Origin of the sequence: Sulfitobacter sp. THAF37, from assembly GCF_009363555.1 — a bacterium.
Classification (GTDB): domain Bacteria; phylum Pseudomonadota; class Alphaproteobacteria; order Rhodobacterales; family Rhodobacteraceae; genus Sulfitobacter.
In genome coordinates this window covers 20,108-46,227 of the sequence record NZ_CP045374.1, presented here as the reverse complement: position 1 = coordinate 46,227, position 26,120 = coordinate 20,108, and the positions used below count along the sequence as shown (strand labels likewise).

Genomic DNA, 26,120 nt, shown 5'->3' with positions numbered 1-26,120 from the left:
GAACCGATACGCGCATGGCACGCTTCTTTATCGACAGGCCCATTTTCGCATGGGTCATTTCCATCTTCATCATGGGGGTCGGCATTCTGTCGATCCTGACGCTGCCGGTTGCGCAGTATCCGCAGATCGCACCGCCCACCGTGTCGGTGAATGCGGTATATCCGGGCGCCTCTGCCGAAACCGTCGCCAACACGGTCACACAGGTGATCGAACAGCAGATGACGGGCCTGGACGGGATGCGCTACATCTCGTCCAGTTCGACCTCATCGGGCACATCCAGCGTCACCCTGACCTTTGAGACGGGGACCGATCCGGACATCGCGCAGGTCCAGGTTCAGAACAAGCTGTCGCAGGCCACGGCGCTTCTGCCCGAAGTCGTGCAGCGCCAAGGCGTTACGGTGCAGAAATCCTCCTCCGGCTTTCTGATGGTGATTTCCCTGATTTCCCAGGACGGGTCGCTGGATGAAACAGACCTGGGCGATTATCTGTCGACCAACCTCGTCAATGAACTCAGCCGGGTCGAGGGGGTGGGCAGCGTTCAGGTCTTTGGCGCGCAATACGCCATGCGCATCTGGCTGGACCCGGCCAAGCTCGCCGCGTTTGAGCTGACGCCGTCGGACGTGGTGGCCGCCGTTTCGGCGGAAAACGCCCAGATCTCTGCCGGTGCCTTCGGCTCGCTCCCGGCGGTGGAGGGCCAGCAGCTGAACGCCACCGTTACCGCGCAGTCGCTGCTGCGCACGCCCGAGGATTTCCGCCAGATCGTGCTGCGCGCCGAAACCGATGGCGGGCTGGTGCTGGTGAACGATGTCGCGCGGGTCGAGATCGGCGCGGAAAGCTACGCCACCATCTCGCGCTACAACCGCGGCCCGTCCACCGGCATGGCGGTCAGCCTTGCCCCCGGCGCCAACGCGCTGGATACGGCGACCGCGGTGGAAGAACGGATGCAGGAGCTGGCCCAGTTCTTTCCCGAAGGCGTGGATTACGTCGTTCCGTTCGATACGACGCCATTCGTCACCATCTCCATCGAGGAGGTGATCAAGACCCTGGTCGAGGCGATCGTGCTGGTGTTCCTGGTGATGTATCTGTTCTTGCAGAATTTCCGCGCGACGCTGATCCCCACCTTCGCCGTGCCGGTCGTGCTTTTGGGCACCTTCGGGGTCATGGCGCTGCTTGGATTTTCGATCAATACGCTGACCATGCTCGCGATGGTCCTGGCCATCGGTCTGCTGGTGGACGACGCCATCGTCGTGGTCGAAAACGTCGAACGCATCATGGAGCAGGAGGGCCTGAACCCGGTCGAGGCCACGCGCAAGTCGATGGACCAGATCACCGGCGCGCTCGTGGGTATCGCGGTGGTGCTGTCGGCCGTGTTCGTGCCGGTGGCCTTCTTTCCCGGTTCCACCGGCGTGATCTACAAGCAGTTCGCGGTTACGATCATTTCGGCCATGACCCTGTCCGTGGTCGTGGCCCTGACTCTGACGCCCGCGCTGTGCGCGACGATGCTGAAACACAAGGGTCAGGGCAGGAAACGCGGTCCCTTCGCCTGGTTCAACAGCGGGTTCGACAGGCTGCGCGGCGGCTATACCGGCCTGGTGGGCGGCATCGTGCGGCACCCGTTCCTCAGCGGGATCGTCTATCTCGCGATCATCGCCGCCATGGGTGCCTTGTTCCTGCGCACGCCGCAGGGCTTTCTGCCGGAGGAGGATCAGGGCATCCTGTTCACCCTCGTTCAGGGGCCGACCGGTGCGACCGCCGACCGGACGCTGGACGTGATCAAGCAGGTGGAGGATTATTACCTCACGCAGGAAAGTGAGGTCGTGGATTCGGTATTCGGTGTGGTCGGCTTCAGCTTTGGCGGGCAGGGGCAGAACCAGGGTATCGTCTTTGTCCGGCTCAAGGACTGGGACGAACGCAAGGAACCGCAGCAAAGCGCGCAGGCCCTGGCGGGGCGGGCCTTTGGCGCCTTCAGCCAGATCCGTGACGCGATGGTGTTTCCGGTGGTCCCGCCGTCGGTGATCGAACTCGGCAACGTCTCGGGCTTTGACTTCTACTTGCAGGCGCGCGGCGGGCAGACGCACGAACAGCTTCTGGAGGCGCGTAACCAGCTTCTGGGCATGGCGGGACAAAGCCCGCTGATCGGGTCGCTCCGGCCCAGTGGGCTGGAGGATGCGGCACAGTTCAACCTCGACATCGACTGGCGCCGTGCCGGGGCGATGGGCGTATCGGCAAGTGATGTGGGCAACCTGCTGACCATCGCCTGGGCCGGTCGTTATGTGAACGATTTCATCGACGAGGGCCGGATCAAGAGGGTCTATGTGCAGGGCGAGGCCGAGGCGCGTTCGGGTCCCTCGGACCTGAAGAAATGGCGGGTGCGCAATGCCAGCGGAGGCCTTGTGCCATTCTCCAATTTCGCCGACGCCGACTGGACCTTCGGGCCGCAGGGGGTGAACCGTTACAACGGCGTGCCCGCGATGCAGTTGCAGGGCACACCGGCCCCCGGCACCAGCACGGGCGAAGGGCTGGCAGAGCTTGAGCGCCTCGCATCGCAACTGCCGCCGGGCTTTGCCATCGCCCCGACCGGCCTGTCGCTGGAAGAGCAGGAATCGGGCAACCAGGCCCCGCTGCTTTATGCGCTGTCGCTGGCGGCGATCTTTCTTGCCCTGGCGGCCCTTTACGAAAGCTGGTCGATCCCCTTTGCGGTCATGCTGGCCATGCCGATCGGCGTGCTGGGTGCGCTGACCGGGGCCTGGCTGGGCGGGTTCGAGAACGGTGTGTTCTTTCAGGTCGGCTTGCTGACGGTGATCGGTCTGACGGGCAAGAACGCCATCCTGATCGTGGAGTTCGCCCGCGACCTGCGCGATCAGGGCGAGAGCATCATCGACGCGGCGCTCGATGCGGCCAAACAACGATTCCGCCCGATCATCATGACCTCCATGGCCTTTTCGCTGGGGGTTCTGCCACTGGTGCTGAGCAGCGGGGCGGGGTCGGGCGGGCGCACGGCCATCGGCAGCGGTGTGCTTTCTGGCACCATCGCGGCCACGGTGTTCGGCGTGCTCTTCGTGCCGTTCTTCTTCGTCATGATCGCCAGGCTGACCCGCCGCCGCAAGGCCGCCTGACGGGGTGCGGGGCGGTCGCTAGGGGCGGCGGAACCGGTTTGGTCAGTTCTGTGCCACTTTCTGTGTGCGTCCGGAATGTGCCCTGACTGCCAGTCTGAGTCTGATAAGCGAAGTTATGTAATAATTTTACACGAGTTTTCTCCAGTCCATTCAAAAGATCCTTGGCATTGATCTGGTCACTCGGGGTGACGCATACCGTTTTGACAATGGCGTCACGATCGGTCGAAATGCCTCTTTCCATCTTCATTGCCTTGATGGTCAGCAGCAGATCGTCTTTGTGCACCTGCTGGTCGACCAACGCTGCAACCAATGCGACCACGCCCGGCATTGGTGCGCCAACGCGGTCGGCGTTGCCGACCTGTACTTTTGCGCGGCCGACGGTGGCGGACTTGACCATTTGGTCCGGCACGCTCACGGTGCCCGGCTGGCAGTTCCGGTCAAATAGCACCTTCACATCGCCGGGATGATCGGCACGCCCGCCGCGACGGCCTCCTTGCAGGCGCATGCCCTGTCACCCAGGGCGCGCGGGCCAATGAAGGCTGTACCGGCCTTGACGCAGTCGTCGATGAAATCGGGACTTTCGGACAGCAGGCCGTTGCCGGGGTGGATCGCGTTGGTGCCCGACTGCTTGGCGGCCCGCATGATGCGGTTGGCAATTTTCCCAGTTTGGCGATCAGTGTCTTGGACAATTCCGCCACTGGTTGGATTGCTCCCCTATTGTTTCAACTCTCTCGGCCACGGCCCACGTTGCCTGCAAGACTTGAAGCGAGGTGTGAGAAAATCGAGGTCTTCTATGAATATCGCTCCACCAATCTCGGAAGTATTTGATTGTAGATTTTCAGTCAGACCCCCATGTATCTGAAAGCATGAAACCATTTGGAAATGGGTCGCTGGGATCGAGTCCGATTTGTGTGATCGAGTAGATCCAACACTGGCCCGAAATCCGGTTACGCGTGGCGATATAGGGACCAACTTCGACAGTCCCCATCAATTCGGTGCGAAATTCGCCCCCGATGATTGAACGCGACACAACGGCATCGCCGGGTCGCGCCCGGCCCGCCGCGTGGCGTACCGCCATGTTTGCATTCGACCCGGTTCCGCAGGGCGACCGATCCGCGCGACCCGGACGCAGCGTCGTACAGGTTCGAAGTGCTCCGTCGGGTTCTTCTGAGCGGAACATGACATAGGCAAGCCCGTTCAGCGCCGGTATCACCGGGTGCAGCGCCGGTTCCACTTCCGCGATCCGGTTGCGCAGGGCGACCCCAATGGTTGCAAGATCACGGGCGTTTCCCGGAGAAATCGTCAACCCGATCTGATCGACGTCGACGAGAGCGTAGAAGACCCCACCAAAACAGAGATCATAGGCAATTGGCCCGAAATCTTCGGTCTCGATTGTGCCTTGCCCGGCCACAAAGGAAGGCGGCATGTCAATCGACACAAAGGTAACCTTACCATCCGCGCAGGTCGCCGTCGCCTTCACCAACCCGGCAGCGGTGTCGAAGGTAACGATGGTTTCGGGTTCGGACATGGCGATCATGCCGGTCTCAAGCATCGCTGTCGCGGCGCACATTGCGTTTGATCCCGACATCGCGTGTGCCTGGTCAGGTTGCAGAATGATCAGGCCGACATCCGCAGCGGGATCACAGGCAGGAACCAGAAGGCAGAACGATCCGGCCGGACCCGAACGCGGCTCGGAGCAAAGAAAGCGGCGCAGGCTGTCATCCACCTTGTTCAGATGATCCAGCTTCTCCGCCATGGTGGTGCCGGGGATGTTCAGAACGCCACCGGTAATCACCCGGCCGATTTCGCCCGCGCAATGCACGTCGACAGTTTGCAAAGATCGTTTCCAACGCATTTCGTTCTCCTATGCGACAGCCTGAGCGCCGGTGATTTCCACAACGGAGCCACAAAGGTAACCCGCTTCGTCGGACGCCAGAAAGGCGACGAGCGCCGCGATTTCATCTGGCTCGCCTATACGTCCGTAGGGCACCAGGCGGTTCAGATCATCGAGGCTTCGCCCCGAACGTGCCAGGTTGGATTCGAGCATCGATGTGCGCACTTCGCCGGGGGCGACGCCGTTCACGCGAATCTTGTCGGGCGCATGGTCGCGCGCAAGATTTTGGGTAAATGCAACAACGGCGGCCTTTGTGGTGTTGTAGGCAATATGGCCGGGGGCTGGGTGCAGACCCCATTGCGACGCGGTGTTGACGATGGCCCCGCCGCCCTGCCGCTGCATGACCGGCACGACCGCCTGGCACATATGGAAGAGCGCGTCGATGTTGACAGCAAATGAAAGGCGCCAATCTTCGGGGGTCAGTTCCATCAATGGGCCTCGGCGCATCAGACCCGCATTGTTACACAGGACGTGGATGCCGGCATCGGCGATTTCGCCGACAAAGGTGTGTATCGCCTCTGGATCGGTCAAGTTCACGCCATGCGCCGAACCGCCGATCTTCCGTGCCAAAGCCTCGGCTGCTGCTGTATTTGTGTCTACGACCCGTACCAATGCGCCCTCAGCCGCCAGGCGGTTGCAAATCGCCTCGCCGATTCCACCGGCGCCGCCGGTCACAATGGCAACCTTGTTTTCAAAACGCTTCATCTGGTTACCTCATCTGGCTTGCGCCGTTGACGTCCAGAACCGCACCTGACAACGATACCTGCCCTGGGCGCAGGACAAATCCTACAAGTTCGGCGATTTCCATTGGATCAGCCATGCGACCAATGGGAATGCCGGAAAGTGCTGCCGCCTCCCCGTGGTCGCGAATATAGGCGTCCGACATCTCTGTCTTGACCCAGCCGGGTGCGATGCCAACGGCAGTAACCCCATCACGCCCAAACCCGCGCGCGATGCTCTGGGTAAGGTTGACCAGGGCCGCCTTGGTGGCGCCGTAGGACATGGCCTCGGCCCGATAGCCGCCTTGCGCTGCGCGGGATGCCATGTTGATGATCTTGCCGCCGCCACTTTCACGGAAATGCCGGATCGCTGCACGGCACAGATCAGCCGCCGCCATCAGGTTGACCTGCAGATCTTCGCGCCAGACCCGATGCCAATCCTCAAGCGGATCGTCGATCGAGGACGGCGTCAGAATGCCAGCGTTGTTGACCAGCGCGTCGATCCGGCCTGCCCGGTCGAGCGCGACTTGGAACAAAGCACTCGGCGCCGCAGGGTCCGACAGGTCCGCGTGCAGGGCGAAGGCCCCGTTCCCCAATTCTTCGGCCAAGGCTTCTGCTCGCGCGGCATCGCTGCGGTACTGCAGGACTACGCGGGCGCCTTCGCGCGCCAGTTCCCGTGCGATTGACTGCCCTATTGAGCCAGTCGAGCCGGTCAACAGAACAGTCTGACTTGACAGCAGCAATGCGTCACTCCTTCAGATACCAGCCCCAGGGCCGGGAACGGTCCCAGGTCGTGATCTGCTTGGTTTCCAGGTAGTTGTTCAGCCCCCAAACGCCCAGTTCGCGACCGATCCCCGACTTCTTGTAGCCGCCCCAAGGCGCCTGCGTGAACGTCGGCTGCGAGCAATTGATCCAGACGATCCCGGCGCGAAAGGCGCGGGCCACGCGTTCGGCGCGCTCAGTATCCGCGGACATGACGGCGGCCGCCAGTCCATACTCGGAGCGGTTGGCAAGCTCGATGGCTTCGGCTTCGGTGTCGAACGGACGCACGCAGACCACCGGGCCGAAGATTTCCTCGTTCCAGACCCAGCTGTCGAGCGGCGCATCGGCGAGGATGGTCGGTTCGACAAAGCAGCCCTGTTCAAAACCAGCGGGGATGCCGCCGCCCGAAACGACGCGGGCGCCTTCGGACTTGCCCTTCGCGATGGCCGCAAGCACCTTTTCGTGTTGTGATTTGTTGACGAGCGGCCCAAGCAGAACGCCGTCCTCAAGTCCATGGCCGATCTTTATCTTCTTCGCCTCTTCCGCCAGCCGCGCAATCACGGCGTCATAGATCGGAGCCTCGATCAGCACGCGGGATGTCGCCGAACAGACTTCGCCCTGGTTCCAGAAGATGCCAAACATGATCCATTCGACGGCCTCGCTGATGGGGGTGTCGGCAAACACCACAAGGGGCGACTTGCCGCCAAGTTCGAGGCTGACGGTTTTGACGTCCTTTGCGGCGGTGGTCATGATCCGCGATCCGGTGGGAACAGATCCGGTGAAGGCCAGTTTATCCACGCCCGGGTGCTCGGTAAGCGGCTGCCCCGCCTCCGGCCCGAAACCGGTAACGATGTTGAGTACACCCGCAGGCAAACCGGCCTTGGTGGCGATCACACCTAATTCAAGCGCGGTCAGCGATGTCACCTCGGATGGTTTGAGGACCATGGCGCAGCCCGCCGCCAGCGCAGGCGCGACCTTCCACGAGGCCATCAGCATCGGGAAGTTCCAAGGAATGATCGCCCCGGCCACCCCCACCGGTTCCTTCACCGCCTTAGAGGTGAAGCCATCCGTGCCCAGGTCGACCTCCTCATCGGCGTCATTGTCCAACTGCTCCGCCAGATCGGCATAGAAGTGAAATACGCCGGCGGTATCCTCGATATCCCAGACCGCTTCGGGCAGCGGTTTGCCGTTGTCGAGCACTTCCATCCGTGCCAACTCGTCGGTCCGGGCCGCAATTTCATCACCCATCTTTCGCAGGATTATGGCCCGCTCGGCCCCGCTCATCCGTGGCCAGGGTCCGTTGTCGAAAGCGGCCCGAGCGGCTTTCACGGCAGCGTCGATGTCTTCTGTGCCACCCCGCGCCACCTGATGGACGACAGAGTTGTCCGACGGGTCGACCACGTCGAACATCGCGCCGGAAGACGCCGCCACCCAATCGCCGTTGATGAAAAGTTTGCTTTGCATGGGAATGTCCTCTCTTTCAGGAAGTGGGGCCTGCGGCGCGGGAGCCGAGGGGGGTGTCAGAAGGGATGTCGTCAGTGGGATCTTCGGGCGTGACGGGCAACGTCCCTGCGGGCATCGTTGCCACGGCGCGCGGCCGACCTAGTTGCGCTTCGCGCCAGATCGTATAGGCCCCCGACAGAACAATGATCACGGTTCCGGCGATTGTCGGCAGATCCAGGTGTTCGCCGAACACGATCACTGCGATGAACATGGCAAAGACCAGTCGGGCATAGCGAACCGGGGCGAGCACGCTGGCATCGGCGATGCGGGTTGCGGACACCAGCAAGCCATAGCCGATCAGGGTACAGATGATGCAGACCGCACTGGCCAAGGCGAGGCTTGCGTCCGGCATCTCGGGCCGTTCGCCCAGCACCAGCGCCAGAATCCCCGCGGCTATCAAAAGCGCCATAAAGGCCGAGGCAGAAAGCTGATGTGAAGGCACCTGAGCGGGCACGCGGCGGGTGACAAGGTCGCGTACGGCCAGACCCGCAGCGGCGACCATAGCCCAGATCAACGCCGGGTCGAAGCCGTCAAAACCGGGCCGAAGCACCAGGAGAACACCGGCAAAGCCGCACGCGACGGCAGCGCTGCGCCGCCATGCCACCGGCTCGCGCAACCAGAACATCGCCCCGATGGTGATGAACAGCGGGACCGATTGCATGATGGCCGAAGTCGCCGACAGGTCGGTCAGCGCAAGCGCCATGACGATGGCCGCAGACGCGACAGCTTCGGCCCCATTGCGGATCATCACCGCCGGATGCAACAGGTCCCGGGACCAGAAAGGCAGCCCCACGAACCGCAGACGAGTACCGAAATAAATCGCCCCCGCGAGGGCCAGCATGCCCAGCACCTGAGACACGGGGAGATTGCCGGTCAGGAACTTGATGAAAGCGTCCTCGACAGCGAAGAACAGCATCGCCAGTGTCAGTATCGACACACCACGCAAGTTGTCCGTCATCATCGTAAGCTGCCCTTCATCACTCTGCTCTTGCGGCCGGTCACATGTGCCGCGTTACGCCACCATCGACGCGCAGGGATTGTCCGGTGATGTAGCTGCTGTCGTCAGTCAGCAGGAAAGCCGCCGCCTTGGCTTGTTCCTCGGCTCGTGCCAGACGGCCAAGTGCCGACATATCCGCGTATTTCTGTGGAAGGTCCAGGCTATCGGTAAAGCCCGGCAGCAAGCAGTTCATGCGGATGTTCGCGGGGCCATATCGGTCGGAGTAAAGCTTGGCGAAACTCGACACGCCGACACGGTACACGCTGGACGTCGGAAAGATCAGCGACGGTTCGAATGCCGAGAAAGTCGTGATATTCACGATCGACCCGCCGCCCTGTGCCTCCATTACCGGGGTCAGCAGCTTGGCCATTCGGATCACGGGCTTCAGCACCATTTCATTGGCGCGGTCCCAGTCTTCTTCGGAAATCTCCAGCAGGTCGCCTTTGGGCGGGCCGCCGACATGGATCAGGCAGGCGTCGATGCGGCCATAGGTTTCCATGGCAAGGTCGAATATGCCCTGCGTATCTCCGGCATTTTCGGCTTTGCCGCGCCGGGCGACGCCACCCAGTTCCTTGGCCAGCGTTTCGCAGGACTCCGACGGGGACATCAGCGCCAGGCTGTAGCCGCGCTTGTGCATCGTGCGCGCTGTCGCGGCACCCATACCGCGTCCTCCGCCGATGATCAGACATGTCTTTTCGGTCACGGTGATCTCCTTTGCTCGTGTCAGAACCGGTCGACCCGGTAGGGTGTCAGGTCGATCTCGGGGGTTTCATTTGCGATCAACTGCCCCATCAGGTGGGCCGTGGTCGCGGCGTAGGTCAGGCCAAGGTGGCCGTGGCCAGTGGCGTAGTAGACACCAGGCACCTTGGCAGAGGCGGACATGACCGGAACCGTGTCTGGAAAGGCCGGGCGGTGACCAATCCATTCCGTTGCATCCTCGACGCGCAGGTTAGGCAATGCCTCGCGGGCGCGCTTGACCGTGATCTTTGACCGCCGCCAGTCCGGCGCGGCGTCTAGACCGGCCATCTCTACGGTGCCACCGACGCGAATACCGCCGCCGGTTGGGGAGACCATGAAAGCCTTGGCTGGCCAGATGATCGAATGCTTGAGCTCGATCCCCGGGGCGTTGATCTGGGTGTGATACCCGCGCTCAGTTTCAAGTGGGATCGGTTCACCGATCGTCCGCGAGAGCCTGCCCGTGAAAGCGCCTGCGGCCAGCACGACGGTATCGGCATCGAGCACCTGTCCGTCGTCGAGACGAACGCCGGTCACGCGGTTAGCACGCTCCAACCCGGTGACCTTGCCGCGGACCACATTGCCGCCCTGCCCCACCACAACCTCGACCAAGCGTGACACGAACGCGTAGGGATCATTTAGCGTGCGGTTGTCGGGTAGAAGTACGGCTTTCTTTATGACCGGAGCCAATTCAGGTTCAAGATCGTGCAGCGCATTGTGGCCGAGCACCTCGTAGCGGAACCCATGCCGATCCAACATGTCAAGCCGCTCTCGGTCAGCCTCGAATTCTTCTTCGCTGGCATAGAGCGACAGGCACCCCGTCGCGCTCAGGTGGTCTTTGAGGCCGATGCTTTCCAGCAGGACGGTTGTGTCGTTGAGCGCGCGTCGACACAGCGCGGCCCCCTGCTCTTCCAAAGCACGCATCTTCGATGGTCGACCGGCCCAGAAAAAACGCAGGAACCAGGGGATCAACCGCGGCGCATAGGTCGGCGACACGCGGATCGGCCCCTCGGGATGCAAGAGCCAGCCGGGGGTCTGCAACCAAACGGACGGACGCGATACCGGCATGAACTCAGTCACCGCAATCGACGCCATGTTGCCGAATGACGCGCCGCGCCCGGGCTCGGCCTCATCGACCACGGTTACATCCCGTCCGCGTTTCAACAGATCGTGCGCAATGGCCATGCCGATAACCCCGGCTCCCACGATTACTGTCTTTGGTTTTGTCTCAGAGGGCTGCATTCGTCCGAACCGATGCTAAAGGGAAATCCGGCGGACCGCTCAACCGGTCCGCCGGAATGGCATTACATTGCGAGGATGGGTTCCATCGCGGCCTTGAACTCGGCCTTTTCCGCGTCCGTCAGCGGACCAAGAGGCGCGCGGCATTCGCCGACCGGCATTCCCTGAAGCTCGGCGCCGTACTTGATCTTCTGGACGAACTTGCCGGACTCGAGGATGTTCATCGCACGATAAAGCTTCTTCATCAACTCTTTCGCGGCACCCAGATCGCCAGCCTTGTAAAGCCGGTCCAGCTCGCAGCAGGCTTTCGCCATGCAGTTCGACGGGCCGCAGATCCAGGATTCCGCACCCCAGAACATGAAGTCCAGCGCGATATCATCCGAGCCGGAGATCAGCTGAATTTTGCCTTCGTAACGCGACACGATATCGACGGCCCGTTGCAGAACGCCCGAGGATTCCTTGATCCCGATGACACGCGGGTTGTCGGCAAAATGATCCATCAGCTCGAACGAAATGTCCGCGCCGTCCTTGGAGGGGTAGCTGTAGAGCACGAGGTTCACATCGACCTCGGCCAGCACCGTCTCGTAATGCTTGATCAGCTCTTCCTGCGTCGGGCGGGTGTAGAAGGGCGGCGCGAGCAGCACGTTGTCATAGCCGATTTCCTTGGCCATTGCCGTCTGCTCGATCACCTCACGGGTGGCGGGCGCGTTTGTGCCAGCGATCAGGATTTCGTCGTCATTGGCAAAATCCTTGACGAACTGCAGAACGCTGCGGCGTTCCTCCGTCGACTGGCTGAAGTATTCGCCGGTTGACCCGTTCGGCACCCAACCGGTCACGCCACAGTCCCGGAAATGGGTCAGCAGCTTGCCGAAAGCATCGAAGTCAATCTTGTTGTCGGCACCGAACGGCGTGACAAGCGCAGGCATGACGCCAGAGAGTTTCACATTGTAGCTCATAGGTTTTTCCTTTCGTCCTTGTATTGAAGGTATCCGCGTCTTTCGACCGCAGGGAATGCATCGCCGCGTCGTACGTAATTGGCGCCGTGGTTGTGGGACCGTGTCACGAAGTCCCAGCGTTCCTCGCGCCCGGTCGACAGCGCCTTGTCGATCAGCTTTCTGGCGATCTGGCTGCTGACCACGGTCTCTGGCAGGGTTTCGAGGGGCCAAGTTTGCTCTGCCAGAGCGGTCAAACGCACCTCGTCCGGGTCCCCGGTACCCGCGAGATTGGTCAATTCCAATGGGTCGGAAGCAAGGTCATAGAGTTGCGCCGGATAGGCGCGGGACAGCACCAGCTTCTTTACACCGTCCCGCACGCAGACACGCGGTGCGGCGGTCCCCCCATCGATGTGTTCAATGAACACGGGGTTGCGCTCGCCAGCGCCGTCAAGCGCGGGAACGAGACTATGCCCGTCGAGCGGCGTGCTTATCTCATTCGGGGGGATCCCCGCGAGGTCGCACAGTGTCGGGAATATGTCGACAAGATTTGCAGGCATCGAAACGCGCCACGCGAGACCTTTTGGGCGCGCGACGATCAAAGGTACGCGAATGGCCGGTTCGAAAAGCGTTTTCTTGAACCACATGCCTCGCTCTCCGATCATATCGCCATGATCTGAAGCGAAGACAATCACTGTGTTATGGCTGAACCCGCTGTCATCCAGCGCCCCCATCAGCCGTCCGAACAGGGAGTCCACGTACGAGATCATCCCGTAATAGCCACGACGGGCCCGGCGATAGTCCGTATCGGTCAGCGTGCACTTATCCTGGCCGTAGTGATAATACAGCGATTGGCTGTGCGGATCCCGCGCGGAAACCGGGACATGAGGGACCCGCGGATCCTCGATTTCGGCCTCGGCGTGAAGATCCCAGAATTCCCGCGTGGTCACGTAGGGATCATGTGGATGCGTGAGCGAGACCGTCATGAGGAACGGCCGATCATCATCGCCGCGGGCGCGCGCGTAAAGCTCCCGGATGGCGTGGTGAACGACGTCTTCGTCGTAGTCGATTTGCATAGACCGGGCCACCGGCCCGGCATCGCGCACGGTGTCGATTGTCGAGACCCCGAACTCGTAGGCCCTTTCATCGTCCTCCGCAACGTCGCCGAAGGTCGGCTCAGGCGTCCACGACATGTCGGCCGGATAGATCTCGGTGGTGAGCCGCTCTTCGAAGCCATGGAACTGGTCTGGCCCGACGAAGTGCATCTTTCCGGAGATGCAGGTGTAATAGCCATGCGCACGCAGGTAATGCGCGAATGTCGGTGTCGAGGCAGCGAATTCCGCACCGTTGTCGAAAGCGCCGATCCGTGAGGGCAATCGGCCTGACATCATCGCGAAACGAGAGGGAGCGCACAGCGGATAGGGGCAATAGGCGTTCTCGAACACCACTCCGCGCGCCGCGAGGGCATCTATGTGCGGGGTCTTGCAAACCCGACCACCATACGCGCTCAGCACGAACGATGTCAGTTGGTCGACCATGAAAAGTATGATGTTCGGGCGGTCCAAGGTCTAATGACCCACGATTTGGCTGAGAAAAGCCTTCGTCCGTTCGTTTTTTGGATTGTCGAAGAACACATCCGGCGGACCCTCTTCGATGATCTGTCCATCCGCCATGAAGATCACGCGGTCTGCTACCCGTCGAGCAAAACCCATCTCATGTGTGACGCAAACCATTGTCATGCCGTCCTCGGCCAGACCTACCATAACGTCCAAAACCTCCGAGATCATCTCGGGATCAAGCGCCGAGGTAGGCTCGTCGAATAGCATGATTTGTGGCGCCATGCAAAGGGCGCGGGCGATGGCCACCCGCTGTTGCTGACCTCCCGAGAGCTCGCCGGGGTACTTGTGCGCCTGTTCGGGAATCTTGACCCGTTCCAGGTATTTCATCCCTGTCTTCTCTGCCTCAACACGGCTGATTTTGTGCGCAAGGATCGGCGCCAGCGTGCAGTTTTCCAACACGGTCATGTGCGGGAACAGGTTAAAGTTCTGAAAAACCATACCCGCTTCACGCCGGATCTCGTCGATGTTGTCGACGTTATCATCCAGTGGTGTTCCGTTGACCTCGATCAGACCGGACTGGTGTTCCTCCAACCGGTTGATGCAGCGGATGAGCGTCGATTTCCCAGAGCCAGAGGGGCCACAGATTACAACCTTCTCGCCTTTCGACACCTCAAGATCGATGTCCTTCAGGGCATGAAACGCTGAGTAGTACTTATTCATATTTTCGATGCGGATGGCGAGATCGGACATTGATTGGGCTCCTTTACCGGCGACCAACGCCAAGACGGCGTTCGAGATAGGCGCCGTAGCGCGACAGCGAGAAAACGAAGACGAAAAAGATAAGGCCGACAAACACGTACATTTCGATCGTCGCGAAATTCCATTCCGCAGTACCGGACGCAGCTCTGCCTGACGCCATTACATCGAAGAAACCGATGATTGTGACCAGCGACGTTTCCTTGAAGGTGATGACGAACTGGTTGATCGTCGGTGGCAGCGCATTGCGGAATGCCTGTGGCAGGATGATATAGCCAATCCGATGCCAGTAACCGAGTCCGAGTGCCTTCGCGGCTTCTTCCTGACCGTTCGGAAGTGCCTGCATACCGCCGCGGATGATCTCGGCTTGGTAACAAGCGAAGAATAGCGCGTAACCGACAATGACGCGGTAGAGCTTGTCTCCAGTCAGACCGGCCGGCAGCACAAATGGGAGCACGATGGCAAATGTGAACATGATCGACAGAAGCGGGAGCGAGCGGATCACGTCGATCACGAGCGCCATCGTCCGCGCAATCCACGGCAGGTTCGAACGGCGCAGGAGCGCGAAAATGATCGCAAGTGGCATACCGAGAAGACTCACTCCTGCGAAAATGAAGATCGTCAGCGACAAGCCGCCCCAGTTCTGCTCCTTTACTTCGGTCAGACCAAAGAAGCCGCCTCGCATAAGCACATAGAAGGTCGCAAAGCCTGCAATCCAGAGCGGTGCAAGGCGTTTGGCTGACCAAAACCAAGGTACGCAGGACAAGATCGCGACAACGATCATGACCATGCATGCGATCGCCGAGCGCCATTGTTCTTCAAACGGATAGAGACCGAAGAGAACGATCCGCCAGCGTGTCGAAACGACGGACCAGCATGCGCCTCCGTGGAGGTTTCCCCGGCAGGTATCCCCAGAATTGGGGGCGAAAGTTGCCCCGAGAATTGCCCATTCGATCAGAGACCAGAGTACCCAAGCCACAAAGGCCGCGAAAATGACGGTGACAGCTGTATCGCGCCATGTCGCAAAGTACCTTGATCTTATCCTGTCGAAAAACCTCGGCTGCGGAGAATCAGCGGCATGTGCCATGGGTCAAATCCTCAGCTGAGTGCCTTTCAGCTTAATCGCGTCATTCACGCGGTTCAGCACCCAGGCAATTGTGTAGTTGATGATCAGAAAGCCGCCCATCAGGATGGCGATGAGTTCCAACGTCTGGCCGGACTGGTTGATCGAAGTTGAGATCACCATAAAGAAATCGGTGAAGCTGATCGCAATGCCAATCGTAGTCGCCTTGAAAAGCCAGACATATTGATTGATTAGCGTCGGCATCACGATACGAATTGCCAGCGGAAGGCGAATCCGGCTGAATATTTGCCAATCAGTCAGACCCAAAGCCTGGCCAGCTTCTCCCTGCCCTTTCGGAACGGCATTGAATCCCGCGCGTACAATCTCAGCGATGTAGGCAGCCCCGTAGATGGAAATGGCAACCACGCAGGCCATCAGTTCTGGCGAGATGCGGATCCCTTCGCGAAAGTTGAGGCCACGTTGTTCGGGAATGCTCACAAGCGGCGTGTCCGGGATGCGGCCGAGCCAGAGAACGATCAAAGCGAGTATGATTGCCGCCCCCCATACGCCCCGCTTTTCGCGGCCAGCTTTTTCCAGATGCAGGTCCGGCCATCGTTTTGCGCGCATCCAGAGTGCGAGTCCAATGGCGGCCATTACGATCAGGCCTACGATGAAAACAGAGCCGCCGGTCACGTTGAGGCCGGGGATGTAGATGCCGCGTCCGGTCAGCGCGATGCTACCTAGGAAAGGTTCGATGTCGCGCGGTGACGGCAGTGCAAGTAGCAGCGTGTACCAGAACAGCAGTTGCAAGATGAGTGGCACGTTGCGGAAAAGCTCAACGAAGCTCGTACCTACAAGCTCCGCCATGCCATTTCCCGAAGTGCGCATTACGCCGATGGTGATGCCCAGAATAGTTGCCAGAGGAAGCGCGATGGCCCCGAGAAACAGAGAATTGAGAATACCCACAAGTATTGCGCGGGCATACGTCGAGGACGTGCTGTAATCGATCAACGAGAAGCTGATCCGCCAGCCTGTAGTGCGTTCAAGGAAACCGAAACCCGAGGTCAGACCCTGCGCTTCAAGGTTGGCGCGAGCCGTCACAAAAAACACAACGAACAAAAGCAGAATGGACCCGACGAACGCCATTTGAAGGCCGTTGTCGCGAACGCGCCTGTCCTTGAGGAATGCAGTCATTGTCTGCTCCTTCCGATCGGCAGAATTTAGGGTGGGCTGGCTGGCCCGACCCATCACGGGCCGGGCCGATAACATCAATCGATGATGAAGGGGTAGAACACGCCGCCGGCGTTGTAGAGGCCGTTGATCCCACGAGGAAGCTTGTAGGGCGAGCCATCACCGAGATTACGGTCATAGATTTCGGCGAAGTTCCCTACTTCCTTGATCATGTTGTAGGCCCAGTCATCCGACAGACCCAGTCGCTGACCATAGCCCGGGCTGACCCCGAGAAACTTGGCGACCGTCTCGGACGGCGGGTTGGCACGAATTTCGTCGACGTTCTCCGACGTGATTCCTTCGATTTCTGCAAACCAGAGCGACGAAAGCATCCAGTTCTGGACATCAAGCCAGTCAGAGTCGCCTTCGGGAACTATGATGCCTTCCGCTTCCAGGTCGATGACGTCGGGAAGGATCACATGGCTCTCAGGCCCATCCGGGGCATCGACATTGCTTGCAGCAAGGCTCGGTGCCCACTCGACCATCGCGTCGCAGCGCGTCTCGTAATAGGCGTTGCGCAGCTCGTCGCCGTTTTCGAATGTCAGAAGTTCCGCCTCGATGCCGTTCGATTGCAGGAATGTCGCTGTTGCGCGCTCGGTGGAGGTCCCCGCCGCGACGCAGATCGAACCACCATCAAGGTCGGCGATCGACTGTGCGCCCAGATCGGCATGGGCCATCGCCTGGAATGCACCGATGAAGTACGGCGTCGAATAAGCCAGGTTCAGCTCGGTGTCGCGGCTCTGGGTCCAGCCCGAAACCTTGATGACGACGTCGATGTCGCCCGACTGAAGTGCCGGCCACCGCTGAGCCCAAGAAATCGGAACGATTTCGAGGTTGCCTTCAGAAGTGCCGAAAAGGCCGGCTGCCAGAGCACGGCAAAGATCAATGTCGACGCCCTTCCAGTTGCCTTGATCGTCCACCTCGGCAAAGCCCAGGAAGGAACCGTTATGACCGCTGCACAGTAGCGACCCACGGTCGAGCACGGTTTTCAATTTGCTGTCATCCGCGACCTGGGCTTGCGCCAGTCCGGTCAACGCCACCAGCACCGTCGTTGCCATCGCGAGTTTCTTGGTGAATGCCATTATGATCTCCCTGTGTCGACATTGTGTCGCCAATATTGATGTCGACACTATGCCGACAAGTCAATACTGTTATGTTGCGGAGCGATGGATTACGATCGGCTTCAGACCTGCCCAGGAGAAAACAAAGTGGTTCAAAAGCAGTTGGATGCGGTCAAGCATGCGAAAGGGCGGGGGTCGAAATTTGTCTATGACGAACTCAAAAGAGAGATACTGTCTCTCACGCTTCAGCCCGGAACTCCGCTCGACGAGACCAGTCTTTCGGGGCGATTCGCCATGTCCAGGTCGCCTGTCCGCGAGGCCCTCGTGCGCCTTTCTGCAGAAGGTTTGGTCGTGATGCTGTCGAACCGGTCGACACTCGTAGCACCCATCAACATGGCTGAGTTCCCGCGTTACGTCGAAGCGCTCGACTTCCTGCAAAGGATCAATACCCGTCTCGCCGCACAGAACCGGAAAGACGCGGAAATCGTTGTTATGGAAAAGGCGGCCCGGTCATTTGATCGCGCATGTTCCAGCAACGATTATTTGGCGATGTCGGCCACCAACCGTGACTTTCACATGGCGATCGCGGCGGCGGGCAAGAACCCATATCTTGCGCGTTCATACGGACATCTGCTCGACGAAGGCCGCCGCATCCTCCATATGCATTTTGACTACGTCAAGGCTTCTACAACCGACACATTGCTAGGGTCAGAGCACCAAGACATGATCGAGGCTATCCGTGCTTGCGATGTCCGCGAAGCCGACCGGTTGGCGCATTTACACACACGTCAGTTTCACAACCGCTTTGTCGAGTTTCTCAGCGCGAACTATAGCGACGATTTTGACTTCGGGCTTTCCACCTTATCAAAGTCTGCCTGATCACCCATAGCTTCCGTAGCACTCGGCAGCCAAACCTTCGGACGAAATCGCTGCGTCCCTGTCGAGGGCGACATCGGAAACCGCCATGCCCGATCCTGCAGTCATCGTCCAGTCAAGGGTGCCGTACCCGATGTTCGGCACCAGGTTCCTATATCCCGATGCCCCCAGAACGGGCGTGCCATCTGGCGTCATGGGGCGCAGTCCCGTCCAGCCCTCTGCCTTGGAAATATCGCCGCCACCGGGAAACAGATCGTTCACCATATAGCGGACCTTGTCAGTCGCATGCGGCCCGAGACTGTCGGAATAGCCCGCGATCTTGGCCGTATCCGCCATTCGCACGCGATCGCCCAGTCGCGTGATCGCCACCGTGTAGGTCTCGGCCGTGATCCTAGACCCGCACTCCAGACCGGTGATCGGCTGGGCGGTGAGCAATCGGCGGACGCGGGGACTGGCCAAGATCATGGCATATGCGGCGAGACGCGGAACTGGCAATCTCCCAATACATCAACGGTTTCTGCAATCCGCTCCTACGACATTCAGCCCTCGGCTGGAAAAGTCCGGCGGCTTCGAACAGAAAGGGGCCTGAACCAGTACCCGGTGCGGCACGAAAGCGGGACAGGTCCAGTGCTGACACCCAAATGCCGCGCAATCCTCTGCACCGGGTAGCCCCGCACAGTAATCCGATACACAGCATCGCGCTCGAACTCATCGCTGCAATTGCATGTCCCCATGTCGACCTCCCCGTCCAACAATTTGGGGGCACAGCGTCTGCAAACCTAGGGTCGGCTGATCTGTCTACGCTCCGGACACACCGTGTATTGCGTTTGATCCACCTCAAACTGACAGTATACTTCCTAATTGGGGAGAATGCGTGGTCGACGCCTCACCCGGTCGTGCCCCGGCGTACACCGGGCCGGGCCCAAGGGGATGTCGGCCTTCTCCGACGATGACAACCCACGAACGGAGAGCCACACCATGCCCACCCCAACAGACCGTCCCAACGATCTTCAGGCGCAGCGCGACAGGTTTCACGCCGAGCTGGACAAGATGAGCATCATCCCGCTGTGGCTCAACCTTGGCGCCGCGGCCCAGCACGAACCGAACGTGGCCGCGGTGCCCCATATCTGGCGCTGGAACGAGATCAAACCGATGATGCTGCGGGGCGGCGACCTGATCACCCCGCAGGAGGCCGAGCGCCGGGTGCTCATGCTGATCAACCCGAGCTACGAGAAAAAGAGCGCGCGTACCGTCGGCATGATCTTCGGCGGTATCCAGTTCCTGATGCCCGGAGAGATCGCGGACAGCCACCAGCACTCGCCGAACGCGCATCGCTTCATCATCGAGGGCGAAGGCGCCTATACGGCGGTGGACGGCGAACGCACGATCATGAAGAAGGGCGATTTCGTCACCACGCCCGCGTGGAAATGGCATGACCACGGCAATGAATCCGATCAGCCAATGGCCTGGCTCGACGGTCTGGACCTGCCCTTCGTGAACCTTATGGATGCGAATTTCTTTGAAGATTACCAAGACGGCAACAGGCAGACCCAGCCGATTTTCCGCAACAACGAGGACAGCCTGCACAGGTGGGGACGCGGCATGAAACCCGCATGGGAGCAACCGGCCGAGCCGCGCCAGTCGCCGATCCTGAACTATCGCTGGACTGATAGCCGCGCCAATCTGCATGCGCTGCGCGAGGATGAGGGCAGCCCCTATGACGGGATCATCATGCAGTATGTGAACCCGCACAATGGCGGGCCGACACTGCCGACCATCTCGGCCTACCTCCAACTTTTGCGCAAGGGCGAGCACACCAAGTCGCATCGCCATACCGCCAGCACGATCTATCACGTGGCCGAAGGCGGTGGCGGATCGCTGATCGGGGACCGCGAAATCCTCTGGCAGGAAGGCGACACCTTCGTGATACCGTCGTGGATGGAACACGAGCACTGGAGCATCGACGGAGAGGCGGTTCTCTTTTCCTACAGTGACCGGCCCATCCTTCAGGCGTTCGGCTTCTACCGCGAAGCCCGCGGCGAACGGCGCGGATAAGGAGACCGTCATGACCAGGATCGACGAGACGACCGTTGTCATCATCGGGGCGGGGCCTGTCGGGCTTTTCCTTGCGAACGAGCTGTCCTATCGCGGGGTGGATTACATCCTTGTCGAACAGGGCGAGGGGAAGGTCTATTTCCCGGCGGGCGAGAATTTTTTCTCGCGCACCATGGAGCATCTGCGCAGATGGGGCGTCGCGGACGAGTTCCGGTTCGGCGACGGGTTTCCGTCCGACATGGCACGGACCATGGGGTTCTGCACCTCTATCGGCGGCAGGCCCCTGGCGGTCTTCGCCGGGACCTCCAACGCCGATGCGCCCAAGGCCGACCCCTATTCGCCCGAGGGCGGGTTCTTCTATCCCAAGAAGGCCTTCGACCCGACCCTGCGCGCTGTCGCGGAACGGCAGGGTGGCGATCTGCGCTATCAGACCAGTCTGGAGTCGTTCGAGCAGACCGCAGATCACGTCGACTGCACGGTCACAGGCCCGGACGGGGAACCCTATGTCATCCGGGGCAAATGGCTGGCCGCCTGCGACGGCGGGCGAAGCGCGGTGCGCAAGGCGCTGGATATCCGCTTTGTCGGCACCTTCGGCGAAGGCTACAACTTTGCCACCTATTTCCGCTGCGCGGGTTTGGGCGACCGGATTGCCGCCCTGTTCGGGCAGCGCATGGCGCAGGTTCATACGCTGAAGGACGACCGGCGCGCCTATCTCACCACGGTCGACGGGGCCGAGGAATGGCGGCTGTCGATCTATGCCAGAGAGGTCGAACAACTCGACCCGGCTGAGATGGTCCGCTCGGTTATCGGCGCGGACCTCGACTTTGAGGTCCTCCAGGCGCAGCCCTGGTCCGGACACCGCGTCGTGGCCGAACGCTATCGCAAGGGCCGGGCCTTCATCCTGGGCGACGCGGCGCACCTGCGCTGGCCCAAAGGCGGGTTCGGTGCCAACACCGGCTTCGGGGACGCGGTGGATTTCGGCTGGAAAGTCGCCGCCGTTACCGAGGGCTGGGCGCCCGAGGCGTTTCTGGACACATACGAGACCGAACGCCGCCCTATCGCCATCCGCAACACAAATGAGGCCGCGAACAACCGCGTGCTCGACCACATGATTCAGCCCGACCCGATCCTCGACGAAGACAGCCTCGCCGGTGAGGCCGCCCGCCGCGTCATGCACGAACGCCTTTTCGCGCTGCGCCTGCGCGAGTTCGTGACGCCCGGCATCCAGCTGGGACACCGCTATCGCGGATCGCCGATCCTTGTCGACGATGGCAGCCTTGAGGGGCCCGACGACCACATGATCTACATCCCGACCACCCGCCCGGGATCGCGCGCTCCACATTATGAATTCGCGGACGGCCGTTCGATCCTCGATGACTTCGGTCAGGGGTTTACGCTGGTTGTGACAGACGAGGGCACGGGCGACGAGGCTTTCGCCAAGGCCGGCAGCGCGCTCAGCATCCCGGTCCGGGTGGTGCGGTACACTGACGACGCGCTGCGCAGCCTTTACGAATGCGCCCTCGTTCTGGTGCGGCCCGACGGCCACGTCTGCTGGCGCGGTGACCTTCCGCCCGACCGGCCCGAGGAGGTCTGGGCGACGGTCAGTGGTCGCCGTCTGACGACCGCCGGGACATCCTCGATGCAGGCGAAAGAACCGTTAGAATCTGCTCGCAGAACTCTGTGACCGCCAACCGCTCCGGCGCGGATCCGCAAGCTTTCAGATCTCGAGGGTTATCCTGACCCAGAAAGCCCTCCGGCCCCTGCCCCGGTCTGCGCGGCCTCAATCAGACACCAAGCGCCGCCTTAGGCATTTCGGGCACCACCATGCCCCGCGAAATGCCGTTCCAGGATCGTGAGCAACCTGATCAGTTCCTTCCGTTCCGCATCACTCAGCGGCGCCAGGATCGTGTCCGAGATTGCCGGAACCCGCGCCGTCACCTTTTCCAAAAGCTCCGATCCCTTCGCCGTGATACGCAGTTGTTTCGTGCGCTTGTCCAAAGACCCTTCCCGGCGGATGATCAGGCCCTTGTTCACGAGTCGGCCGATGACATGTCCGATTGTAGTGCGGTCGAAACAAATCGCCTCGGCCAAGCGCGTGGCGTCGATGCCCGGCGCATCCCGAATGTGCAGCAAAGCGGCAAATTGCACCGCGGTCAGGTCGACATCTGAATTCGCTTGACTGAAAGCCGCTGTCGCCACCTGATGGGTTCTGCGCAGCAAATAGCCGGGTTGGTCATAGATCTCGCTCGCCTTCAATGCTCTGCCCTTGATGGTTGATCGGTACGATGTCCACTGTGACATCAGACAGCACACTGCTCAATCAGGTACAACTATTGGCAGAGGCCTTCATGAACAGGGGCGGCAGGAATGCTCCGCCGCCCCTCATGCACGTTGGTTCTTCGGTTCGGTTTATCGGCCATGCCACCGACAGAAGAAACCGGTTATTGGGCGGCCTCGTTCACCGCTGCAGTAAAGGCATCGTAGATTTCCTGACCATTGGGCGTCTCGGCGATCCATCCATCGACAACCGTCTGGAGCTTATCGTCCCAAATAGCCTGTTGCTCGTCCGACAGGGTCGTGAAGGTCCGGCTGTCGTCCTTCATCGCGGCGGATCTGAATTTTTCAATCGCGGCGTCGAACTCTTCCCCCCACAGGCGCGCGAAAGGTTCGCCGGAGTTCTTGTCGATCGCCGCACGCGCTTCTTCGGGCAGGCTGTCATACCTGTCCTTGTTCATGACCACCATCAGCGGCGACGCGCCAAGATTGATATCCAGATGGTATTTCGCGATCTCGGCAACACCGAAGATGGTCAGCGCGACCCACTCGTTGATCGTACCGTCGATCAGTCCGCGCGACAGGCTTTCAGCAAGCTGGGGCGAGGTGATGCCGCCCACGGGTGTGGCGCCGATGGCATTGATCGTTGCCAGCAACGTCGGACCCGCGCCGCGCAGCTTCTTGCCCGCGGCATCGTCCAGTGTTTCGACCTTGCTCAAAGTGGTAAGAAGTGTCGGAGCGGTGGAGAACGCGCCAAGAACCTTGACGTTCTCCATCCCCTGCCCCGGCCAAAGCCCATCTTCGACCATCTTCGTCGCGGCCAGCGATCCGGCCGTGGCGCTCGGTACGGAGCCTGGAAGCTCTATGATCGTTGCTTCGTTGACGGCGCCGGGCGTGTACCCCAGAATGATGTACGAGATGTCGGCGATACCGTCCCGCGCCATATCCAGGTGCGTGGCGGGGTCCCGGCCCAACGTACCGGCCGGAAACATCTGGATGTCCAACGTGCCGTTGGAATCGTCAATCACACGCTGCGCCCAGACCGACAGGATATCGGCATAAATGAACGATGGCGCAGGCACGCTGGTCGTAAAGCGTAGCGACTCCTGCGCCTGTGCTGTCTGTCCCGCCAGAAGTGTGAGAACAAGCGCCGCGGCATAGCCCATCACTCCGCGACCCAAGCGCCCCCCCAGGTTTCTACGATTGAAAACCATTTCTTTCCTCCCTTTTTCCGGTCTCTACCGGTATTGCCCGAACATCATGACATCGAGGCACCAGGCCGATGTCCTGCCGAGTTCGCGATCAGGGTAGTGAAGGTCCGCGACCTCACAATCTGAATCGCAAAAGTGTTCGCCCTGCGGATAATGAATCTGGTTGCCGCGATGCTGGCGGTTATCGGCAACTTCAGTCGCGAGGATCTGGGCGAGATCAAATTCTCTGCCCACGTAACCGGTTGAGCGCGGCGTGCCCGACACCGTACTGCGCAGCATCCGACCCTGGAAAGGATGGCCACGTGGCCGGTCTCTGACGACCCGACGCCTCAGGCGTTCGGCGGTGATCCCCTACTGCACCTGTCCTGTTCCAATCGGACGCGCCCGATCACCGTCCAGGCGCCTGGTTCCCAGAGGTCGCTCGGGTCAGGGCCGTAATTTGCTGGTCTTTCATTCAGGTGGCAGGCAAGTTTGCTGCTTCTGTTGTCAAGACTGATTGACCTAACTCATTCTACAAAAACGAAATTATATTTATCGATCCTTCATTTCCACTGTAAGCTGCGGGGTAGGAGGCGTGTCCAAAACAGGAAACGTTCAAGAATGAGAAGGTAGATTCAAACGGCCATCTCCGAGAGGGGGGGTGCGATGTCCGGTTATGGGAACGATCAGCAATTGGTAGAATTCGCCCTGTATCAGCAGAGCTTTCGCAGCGTTCGCCAGTTGAAGAACAAATTGCCCGATGAAACCGTGGAGTCCCTTGCCCGCGCTTGCGAAGGTCATTCTGGCCCTGCCGATCACCGTGCCGGGGGTCCGCATTCTGGTCAGCGGAAATATACTGTCAGAAGCAGGTGACACCATTCGTCTGATGCAGCCCGACGCAACGACCCGGGATTTCGACGATGCGGTTGCCGCGTTCGAAAAGCTCCGGAACGACCTGAAGCGGCGTTGACGCCGCTGGCACCGGGCCTGCCGCTCTACCGGGATCCAGATACGAAAACGGGCGGCGCTGCCTCCACAGCGCCGCCCAGTTTCAACCTCCCTTGAGAACGCTCAATCCAGTTCGTCTTTTCTGCGTCCAGATCGGCTTCGGGGCCGAAGGACACCAGAATCGGGTGGAAGCGTATCCCCTATCTGTGGTTCGGCTCTCTGTGGCAGTTCGGCGGGTCGGCGATCATGCCGATGCGCCTGTTGGTGCTATCGGGCGATCAGGTCGCTGGCCCCGAATGGGCGGGCGAGGTTGGCGCCGCACTGACCCTTCTGCTGAGGGGTTTGGGCATGCACATAACCCAGACCGCGGCCCTTACGTTCGCCGCCGACCGCGCCAGCGATGAAATACGGCCCCAGGTGGTGGCACTGCTTTATGTGATGTTTCTGATCGGCACGATGCTGCGCGACTCCAGCGCCTTACGTCTGGATCAGAAACGCAGCCGTCCTGGTGCGAAGAGGCGGTACCGACACGATCAGTTTTGAGCTGATCGGCGACACGCGGATCAGTTACCTGATGACATGGCCCCACACCCGCCCTTGGCAGATCAGACGGGCCCAGCCCGCGCTGCGCGCCATTCCGGACGCGGCCAAGGTCGCCGCCATGTTCGCCGACGCGGCAGACACCTGCGTATCACAGCGCCAAATCACCCGCATTGCGCCAGAACAAGGCGCCGCGGCCCCGATTGCGGCGGAATAGCACCATGGCAAACACCACCGGATCTCTCGCCAGCCAGATGAAGGCCCGTGACCACGAAATGGTCCCGCGAGCGCTATTGATCGCCATGTTTTCGCTAATTGCCGGGTCACTGGGCCTGGGCGCCTTTGCGCGGCTGACCGATCAGCCGCTGCGCGGCGTGGTCCCGGCCAACCCCATCCTGGCCGAACGCAGCATCACACTGCAAGGCACCCGCAGCGACGGTATTGCCGGCGCATGTGAAATTCCTCAACGGTGCCGTGGTGCACGGGGCCGAGATCATGGCCCCCCGACGGTGAACTGGTCGAAGAGGACCGCACCGCGACCATCATCCGGGCCAGCGCAGTCGAACGGCTCTGGACACGCTGGACCGGCGATTTCGAATTCATGGAACTGTGCGAATTTTCCTTCTCCGAAGAGGTGATGTCATGAACGCCGATTCCCAACCTCCCGCCAC

General features: G+C 60.7%; 25 protein-coding genes and 3 pseudogenes. 9 read left to right on the top strand and 19 right to left on the bottom strand.

What is annotated here, in order from left to right; translation table 11 throughout:
* The first annotated feature begins 14 nt into the window (after positions 1–14).
* Positions 15–3,116 carry an efflux RND transporter permease subunit gene (locus tag FIU94_RS18155; protein WP_152467244.1) on the top strand — a complete coding sequence of 1,034 codons (3,102 nt, stop codon included), beginning with the start codon at positions 15–17 and terminating at the stop codon, positions 3,114–3,116.
* On the opposite strand, the gene FIU94_RS18150 is transcribed toward FIU94_RS18155, so the two are convergent.
* From FIU94_RS18150 to FIU94_RS18080, 15 genes are all read right to left on the bottom strand, one after another.
* Entirely contained in the window at positions 3,076–3,621 is a 546-nt protein-coding gene (locus tag FIU94_RS18150) for a biotin/lipoyl-containing protein (protein ID WP_152467243.1), read from the bottom strand. The two genes, FIU94_RS18155 and FIU94_RS18150, sit on opposite strands and share 41 nt — an antisense overlap.
* Positions 3,567–3,773 carry a biotin carboxylase N-terminal domain-containing protein gene (locus FIU94_RS18145; RefSeq protein WP_302848733.1) on the bottom strand — a complete coding sequence of 69 codons (207 nt, stop codon included), beginning with the start codon at positions 3,771–3,773 and terminating at the stop codon, positions 3,567–3,569. Before FIU94_RS18145 ends, FIU94_RS18150 begins: the two co-directional genes overlap by 55 nt.
* 181 nt (positions 3,774–3,954) lie before the next feature.
* Complete coding sequence (locus tag FIU94_RS18140; RefSeq protein ID WP_152467241.1) at positions 3,955–4,971, bottom strand: proline racemase family protein; 1,017 nt, start codon at positions 4,969–4,971, stop codon at positions 3,955–3,957.
* Positions 4,972–4,980: 9 nt separating this feature from the next.
* A complete protein-coding gene (locus FIU94_RS18135) occupies positions 4,981–5,715 on the bottom strand; it encodes an SDR family NAD(P)-dependent oxidoreductase (protein ID WP_152467240.1) in 735 nt (244 codons plus the stop codon).
* Between the two features lie 4 nt (positions 5,716–5,719).
* On the bottom strand, positions 5,720–6,472 hold the full coding sequence (locus tag FIU94_RS18130) for an SDR family NAD(P)-dependent oxidoreductase (RefSeq protein ID WP_152467239.1): 753 nt from the start codon (positions 6,470–6,472) through the stop codon (positions 5,720–5,722).
* Between the two features lie 4 nt (positions 6,473–6,476).
* A complete protein-coding gene (locus FIU94_RS18125) occupies positions 6,477–7,955 on the bottom strand; it encodes an aldehyde dehydrogenase family protein (protein WP_152467238.1) in 1,479 nt (492 codons plus the stop codon).
* Positions 7,956–7,971: 16 nt separating this feature from the next.
* A complete protein-coding gene (locus FIU94_RS18120) occupies positions 7,972–8,955 on the bottom strand; it encodes a DMT family transporter (protein ID WP_152467237.1) in 984 nt (327 codons plus the stop codon).
* A gap of 37 nt (positions 8,956–8,992) precedes the next feature.
* Positions 8,993–9,694, bottom strand: a complete 702-nt coding sequence (locus tag FIU94_RS18115; protein WP_152467236.1) for an SDR family oxidoreductase — start codon at positions 9,692–9,694, stop codon at positions 8,993–8,995.
* A gap of 20 nt (positions 9,695–9,714) precedes the next feature.
* Positions 9,715–10,968: an FAD-binding oxidoreductase gene (locus FIU94_RS18110; protein ID WP_152467235.1), complete on the bottom strand. Its 1,254-nt coding sequence runs from the start codon at positions 10,966–10,968 to the stop codon at positions 9,715–9,717.
* A gap of 62 nt (positions 10,969–11,030) precedes the next feature.
* Positions 11,031–11,909 (bottom strand): 4-hydroxy-tetrahydrodipicolinate synthase, encoded by an 879-nt coding sequence (gene dapA, locus FIU94_RS18105; RefSeq protein WP_152467356.1) that lies wholly within the window; start codon positions 11,907–11,909, stop codon positions 11,031–11,033.
* 8 nt (positions 11,910–11,917) lie between these two features.
* Positions 11,918–13,462 (bottom strand): choline-sulfatase, encoded by a 1,545-nt coding sequence (betC, locus tag FIU94_RS18100; RefSeq protein WP_302848731.1) that lies wholly within the window; start codon positions 13,460–13,462, stop codon positions 11,918–11,920.
* A 3-nt stretch (positions 13,463–13,465) separates the two neighbouring features.
* Positions 13,466–14,206 (bottom strand): amino acid ABC transporter ATP-binding protein, encoded by a 741-nt coding sequence (locus FIU94_RS18095; RefSeq protein ID WP_152467233.1) that lies wholly within the window; start codon positions 14,204–14,206, stop codon positions 13,466–13,468.
* Positions 14,207–14,219: 13 nt separating this feature from the next.
* Entirely contained in the window at positions 14,220–15,299 is a 1,080-nt protein-coding gene (locus FIU94_RS18090) for an amino acid ABC transporter permease (protein ID WP_152467232.1), read from the bottom strand.
* A gap of 3 nt (positions 15,300–15,302) precedes the next feature.
* Positions 15,303–16,469, bottom strand: a complete 1,167-nt coding sequence (locus FIU94_RS18085; protein WP_172975953.1) for an amino acid ABC transporter permease — start codon at positions 16,467–16,469, stop codon at positions 15,303–15,305.
* A 74-nt stretch (positions 16,470–16,543) separates the two neighbouring features.
* Positions 16,544–17,587: a transporter substrate-binding domain-containing protein gene (locus FIU94_RS18080; protein ID WP_152467230.1), complete on the bottom strand. Its 1,044-nt coding sequence runs from the start codon at positions 17,585–17,587 to the stop codon at positions 16,544–16,546.
* An 84-nt stretch (positions 17,588–17,671) separates the two neighbouring features.
* On the opposite strand from FIU94_RS18080, the gene FIU94_RS18075 reads away from it, so the two are divergent.
* On the top strand, positions 17,672–18,445 hold the full coding sequence (locus tag FIU94_RS18075) for a GntR family transcriptional regulator (protein ID WP_152467229.1): 774 nt from the start codon (positions 17,672–17,674) through the stop codon (positions 18,443–18,445).
* Here the strand turns inward: FIU94_RS18075 and FIU94_RS20950 are convergent, their stop codons facing one another.
* Positions 18,446–18,811: an FAD-dependent oxidoreductase gene (locus FIU94_RS20950; protein WP_254702692.1), complete on the bottom strand. Its 366-nt coding sequence runs from the start codon at positions 18,809–18,811 to the stop codon at positions 18,446–18,448.
* Positions 18,812–18,824: 13 nt separating this feature from the next.
* Between FIU94_RS20950 and FIU94_RS21100 the strand changes: the two are divergent.
* The 3 genes and pseudogenes from FIU94_RS21100 to FIU94_RS18060 all read left to right on the top strand — a co-directional run.
* Positions 18,825–19,023: pseudogene (locus FIU94_RS21100) on the top strand (hypothetical protein); the annotation flags it as partial.
* A gap of 397 nt (positions 19,024–19,420) precedes the next feature.
* Entirely contained in the window at positions 19,421–20,497 is a 1,077-nt protein-coding gene (locus tag FIU94_RS18065) for a cupin domain-containing protein (RefSeq protein WP_172975951.1), read from the top strand.
* A 10-nt stretch (positions 20,498–20,507) separates the two neighbouring features.
* Positions 20,508–22,181: an FAD-dependent monooxygenase gene (locus tag FIU94_RS18060; protein WP_152467227.1), complete on the top strand. Its 1,674-nt coding sequence runs from the start codon at positions 20,508–20,510 to the stop codon at positions 22,179–22,181.
* Between the two features lie 119 nt (positions 22,182–22,300).
* Here the strand turns inward: FIU94_RS18060 and FIU94_RS18055 are convergent, their stop codons facing one another.
* The 3 genes from FIU94_RS18055 to FIU94_RS18045 all read right to left on the bottom strand — a co-directional run bounded on the left by FIU94_RS18055 (position 22,301) and on the right by FIU94_RS18045 (position 24,261).
* On the bottom strand, positions 22,301–22,810 hold the full coding sequence (locus FIU94_RS18055; protein WP_152467226.1) for a MarR family winged helix-turn-helix transcriptional regulator: 510 nt from the start codon (positions 22,808–22,810) through the stop codon (positions 22,301–22,303).
* Between the two features lie 128 nt (positions 22,811–22,938).
* Positions 22,939–23,985, bottom strand: a complete 1,047-nt coding sequence (locus FIU94_RS18050; protein WP_152467225.1) for a TRAP transporter substrate-binding protein — start codon at positions 23,983–23,985, stop codon at positions 22,939–22,941.
* A gap of 24 nt (positions 23,986–24,009) precedes the next feature.
* Positions 24,010–24,261 (bottom strand): hypothetical protein, encoded by a 252-nt coding sequence (locus tag FIU94_RS18045; RefSeq protein ID WP_152467224.1) that lies wholly within the window; start codon positions 24,259–24,261, stop codon positions 24,010–24,012.
* 460 nt (positions 24,262–24,721) lie between these two features.
* On the opposite strand from FIU94_RS18045, the gene FIU94_RS18040 reads away from it, so the two are divergent.
* The 4 genes and pseudogenes from FIU94_RS18040 to FIU94_RS18025 all read left to right on the top strand — a co-directional run bounded on the left by FIU94_RS18040 (position 24,722) and on the right by FIU94_RS18025 (position 26,095).
* The gene (locus tag FIU94_RS18040) at positions 24,722–24,931 is read left to right on the top strand and encodes a hypothetical protein (protein WP_152467223.1); all 210 of its coding nucleotides are present in this window, start codon (positions 24,722–24,724) and stop codon (positions 24,929–24,931) included.
* A 152-nt stretch (positions 24,932–25,083) separates the two neighbouring features.
* A pseudogene (locus FIU94_RS18035) lies at positions 25,084–25,362 on the top strand (PucC family protein); the annotation flags it as partial.
* A gap of 55 nt (positions 25,363–25,417) precedes the next feature.
* Positions 25,418–25,666, top strand: a complete 249-nt coding sequence (locus tag FIU94_RS18030; RefSeq protein ID WP_216643273.1) for a hypothetical protein — start codon at positions 25,418–25,420, stop codon at positions 25,664–25,666.
* Positions 25,667–25,890: 224 nt separating this feature from the next.
* Positions 25,891–26,095, top strand: a pseudogene (locus FIU94_RS18025) (hypothetical protein).
* The last annotated feature ends 25 nt before the right edge of the window (positions 26,096–26,120 follow it).

Bases quoted from the DNA above. Each gene is read 5' to 3' on its own strand.
- FIU94_RS18155 (WP_152467244.1), top strand. From the start codon at position 15: ATGGCACGCTTCTTTATCGACAGGCCCATTTTCGCATGGGTCATTTCC.
- FIU94_RS18075 (WP_152467229.1), top strand. From the start codon at position 17,672: ATGGATTACGATCGGCTTCAGACCTGCCCAGGAGAAAACAAAGTGGTT.
- FIU94_RS18080 (WP_152467230.1), bottom strand. From the start codon at position 17,587: ATGGCATTCACCAAGAAACTCGCGATGGCAACGACGGTGCTGGTGGCG.
- FIU94_RS18140 (WP_152467241.1), bottom strand. From the start codon at position 4,971: ATGCGTTGGAAACGATCTTTGCAAACTGTCGACGTGCATTGCGCGGGC.
- FIU94_RS18085 (WP_172975953.1), bottom strand. From the start codon at position 16,469: ATGACTGCATTCCTCAAGGACAGGCGCGTTCGCGACAACGGCCTTCAA.
- FIU94_RS18125 (WP_152467238.1), bottom strand. From the start codon at position 7,955: ATGCAAAGCAAACTTTTCATCAACGGCGATTGGGTGGCGGCGTCTTCC.
- FIU94_RS18040 (WP_152467223.1), top strand. From the start codon at position 24,722: ATGAAACCGTGGAGTCCCTTGCCCGCGCTTGCGAAGGTCATTCTGGCC.
- FIU94_RS18050 (WP_152467225.1), bottom strand. From the start codon at position 23,985: ATGGTTTTCAATCGTAGAAACCTGGGGGGGCGCTTGGGTCGCGGAGTG.
- FIU94_RS18090 (WP_152467232.1), bottom strand. From the start codon at position 15,299: ATGGCACATGCCGCTGATTCTCCGCAGCCGAGGTTTTTCGACAGGATA.
- FIU94_RS18065 (WP_172975951.1), top strand. From the start codon at position 19,421: ATGCCCACCCCAACAGACCGTCCCAACGATCTTCAGGCGCAGCGCGAC.
- FIU94_RS18095 (WP_152467233.1), bottom strand. From the start codon at position 14,206: ATGTCCGATCTCGCCATCCGCATCGAAAATATGAATAAGTACTACTCA.
- FIU94_RS18110 (WP_152467235.1), bottom strand. From the start codon at position 10,968: ATGCAGCCCTCTGAGACAAAACCAAAGACAGTAATCGTGGGAGCCGGG.
- FIU94_RS18060 (WP_152467227.1), top strand. From the start codon at position 20,508: ATGACCAGGATCGACGAGACGACCGTTGTCATCATCGGGGCGGGGCCT.
- FIU94_RS18120 (WP_152467237.1), bottom strand. From the start codon at position 8,955: ATGATGACGGACAACTTGCGTGGTGTGTCGATACTGACACTGGCGATG.
- FIU94_RS18150 (WP_152467243.1), bottom strand. From the start codon at position 3,621: ATGCGCCTGCAAGGAGGCCGTCGCGGCGGGCGTGCCGATCATCCCGGC.
- FIU94_RS18045 (WP_152467224.1), bottom strand. From the start codon at position 24,261: ATGCTGCGCAGTACGGTGTCGGGCACGCCGCGCTCAACCGGTTACGTG.
- FIU94_RS18135 (WP_152467240.1), bottom strand. From the start codon at position 5,715: ATGAAGCGTTTTGAAAACAAGGTTGCCATTGTGACCGGCGGCGCCGGT.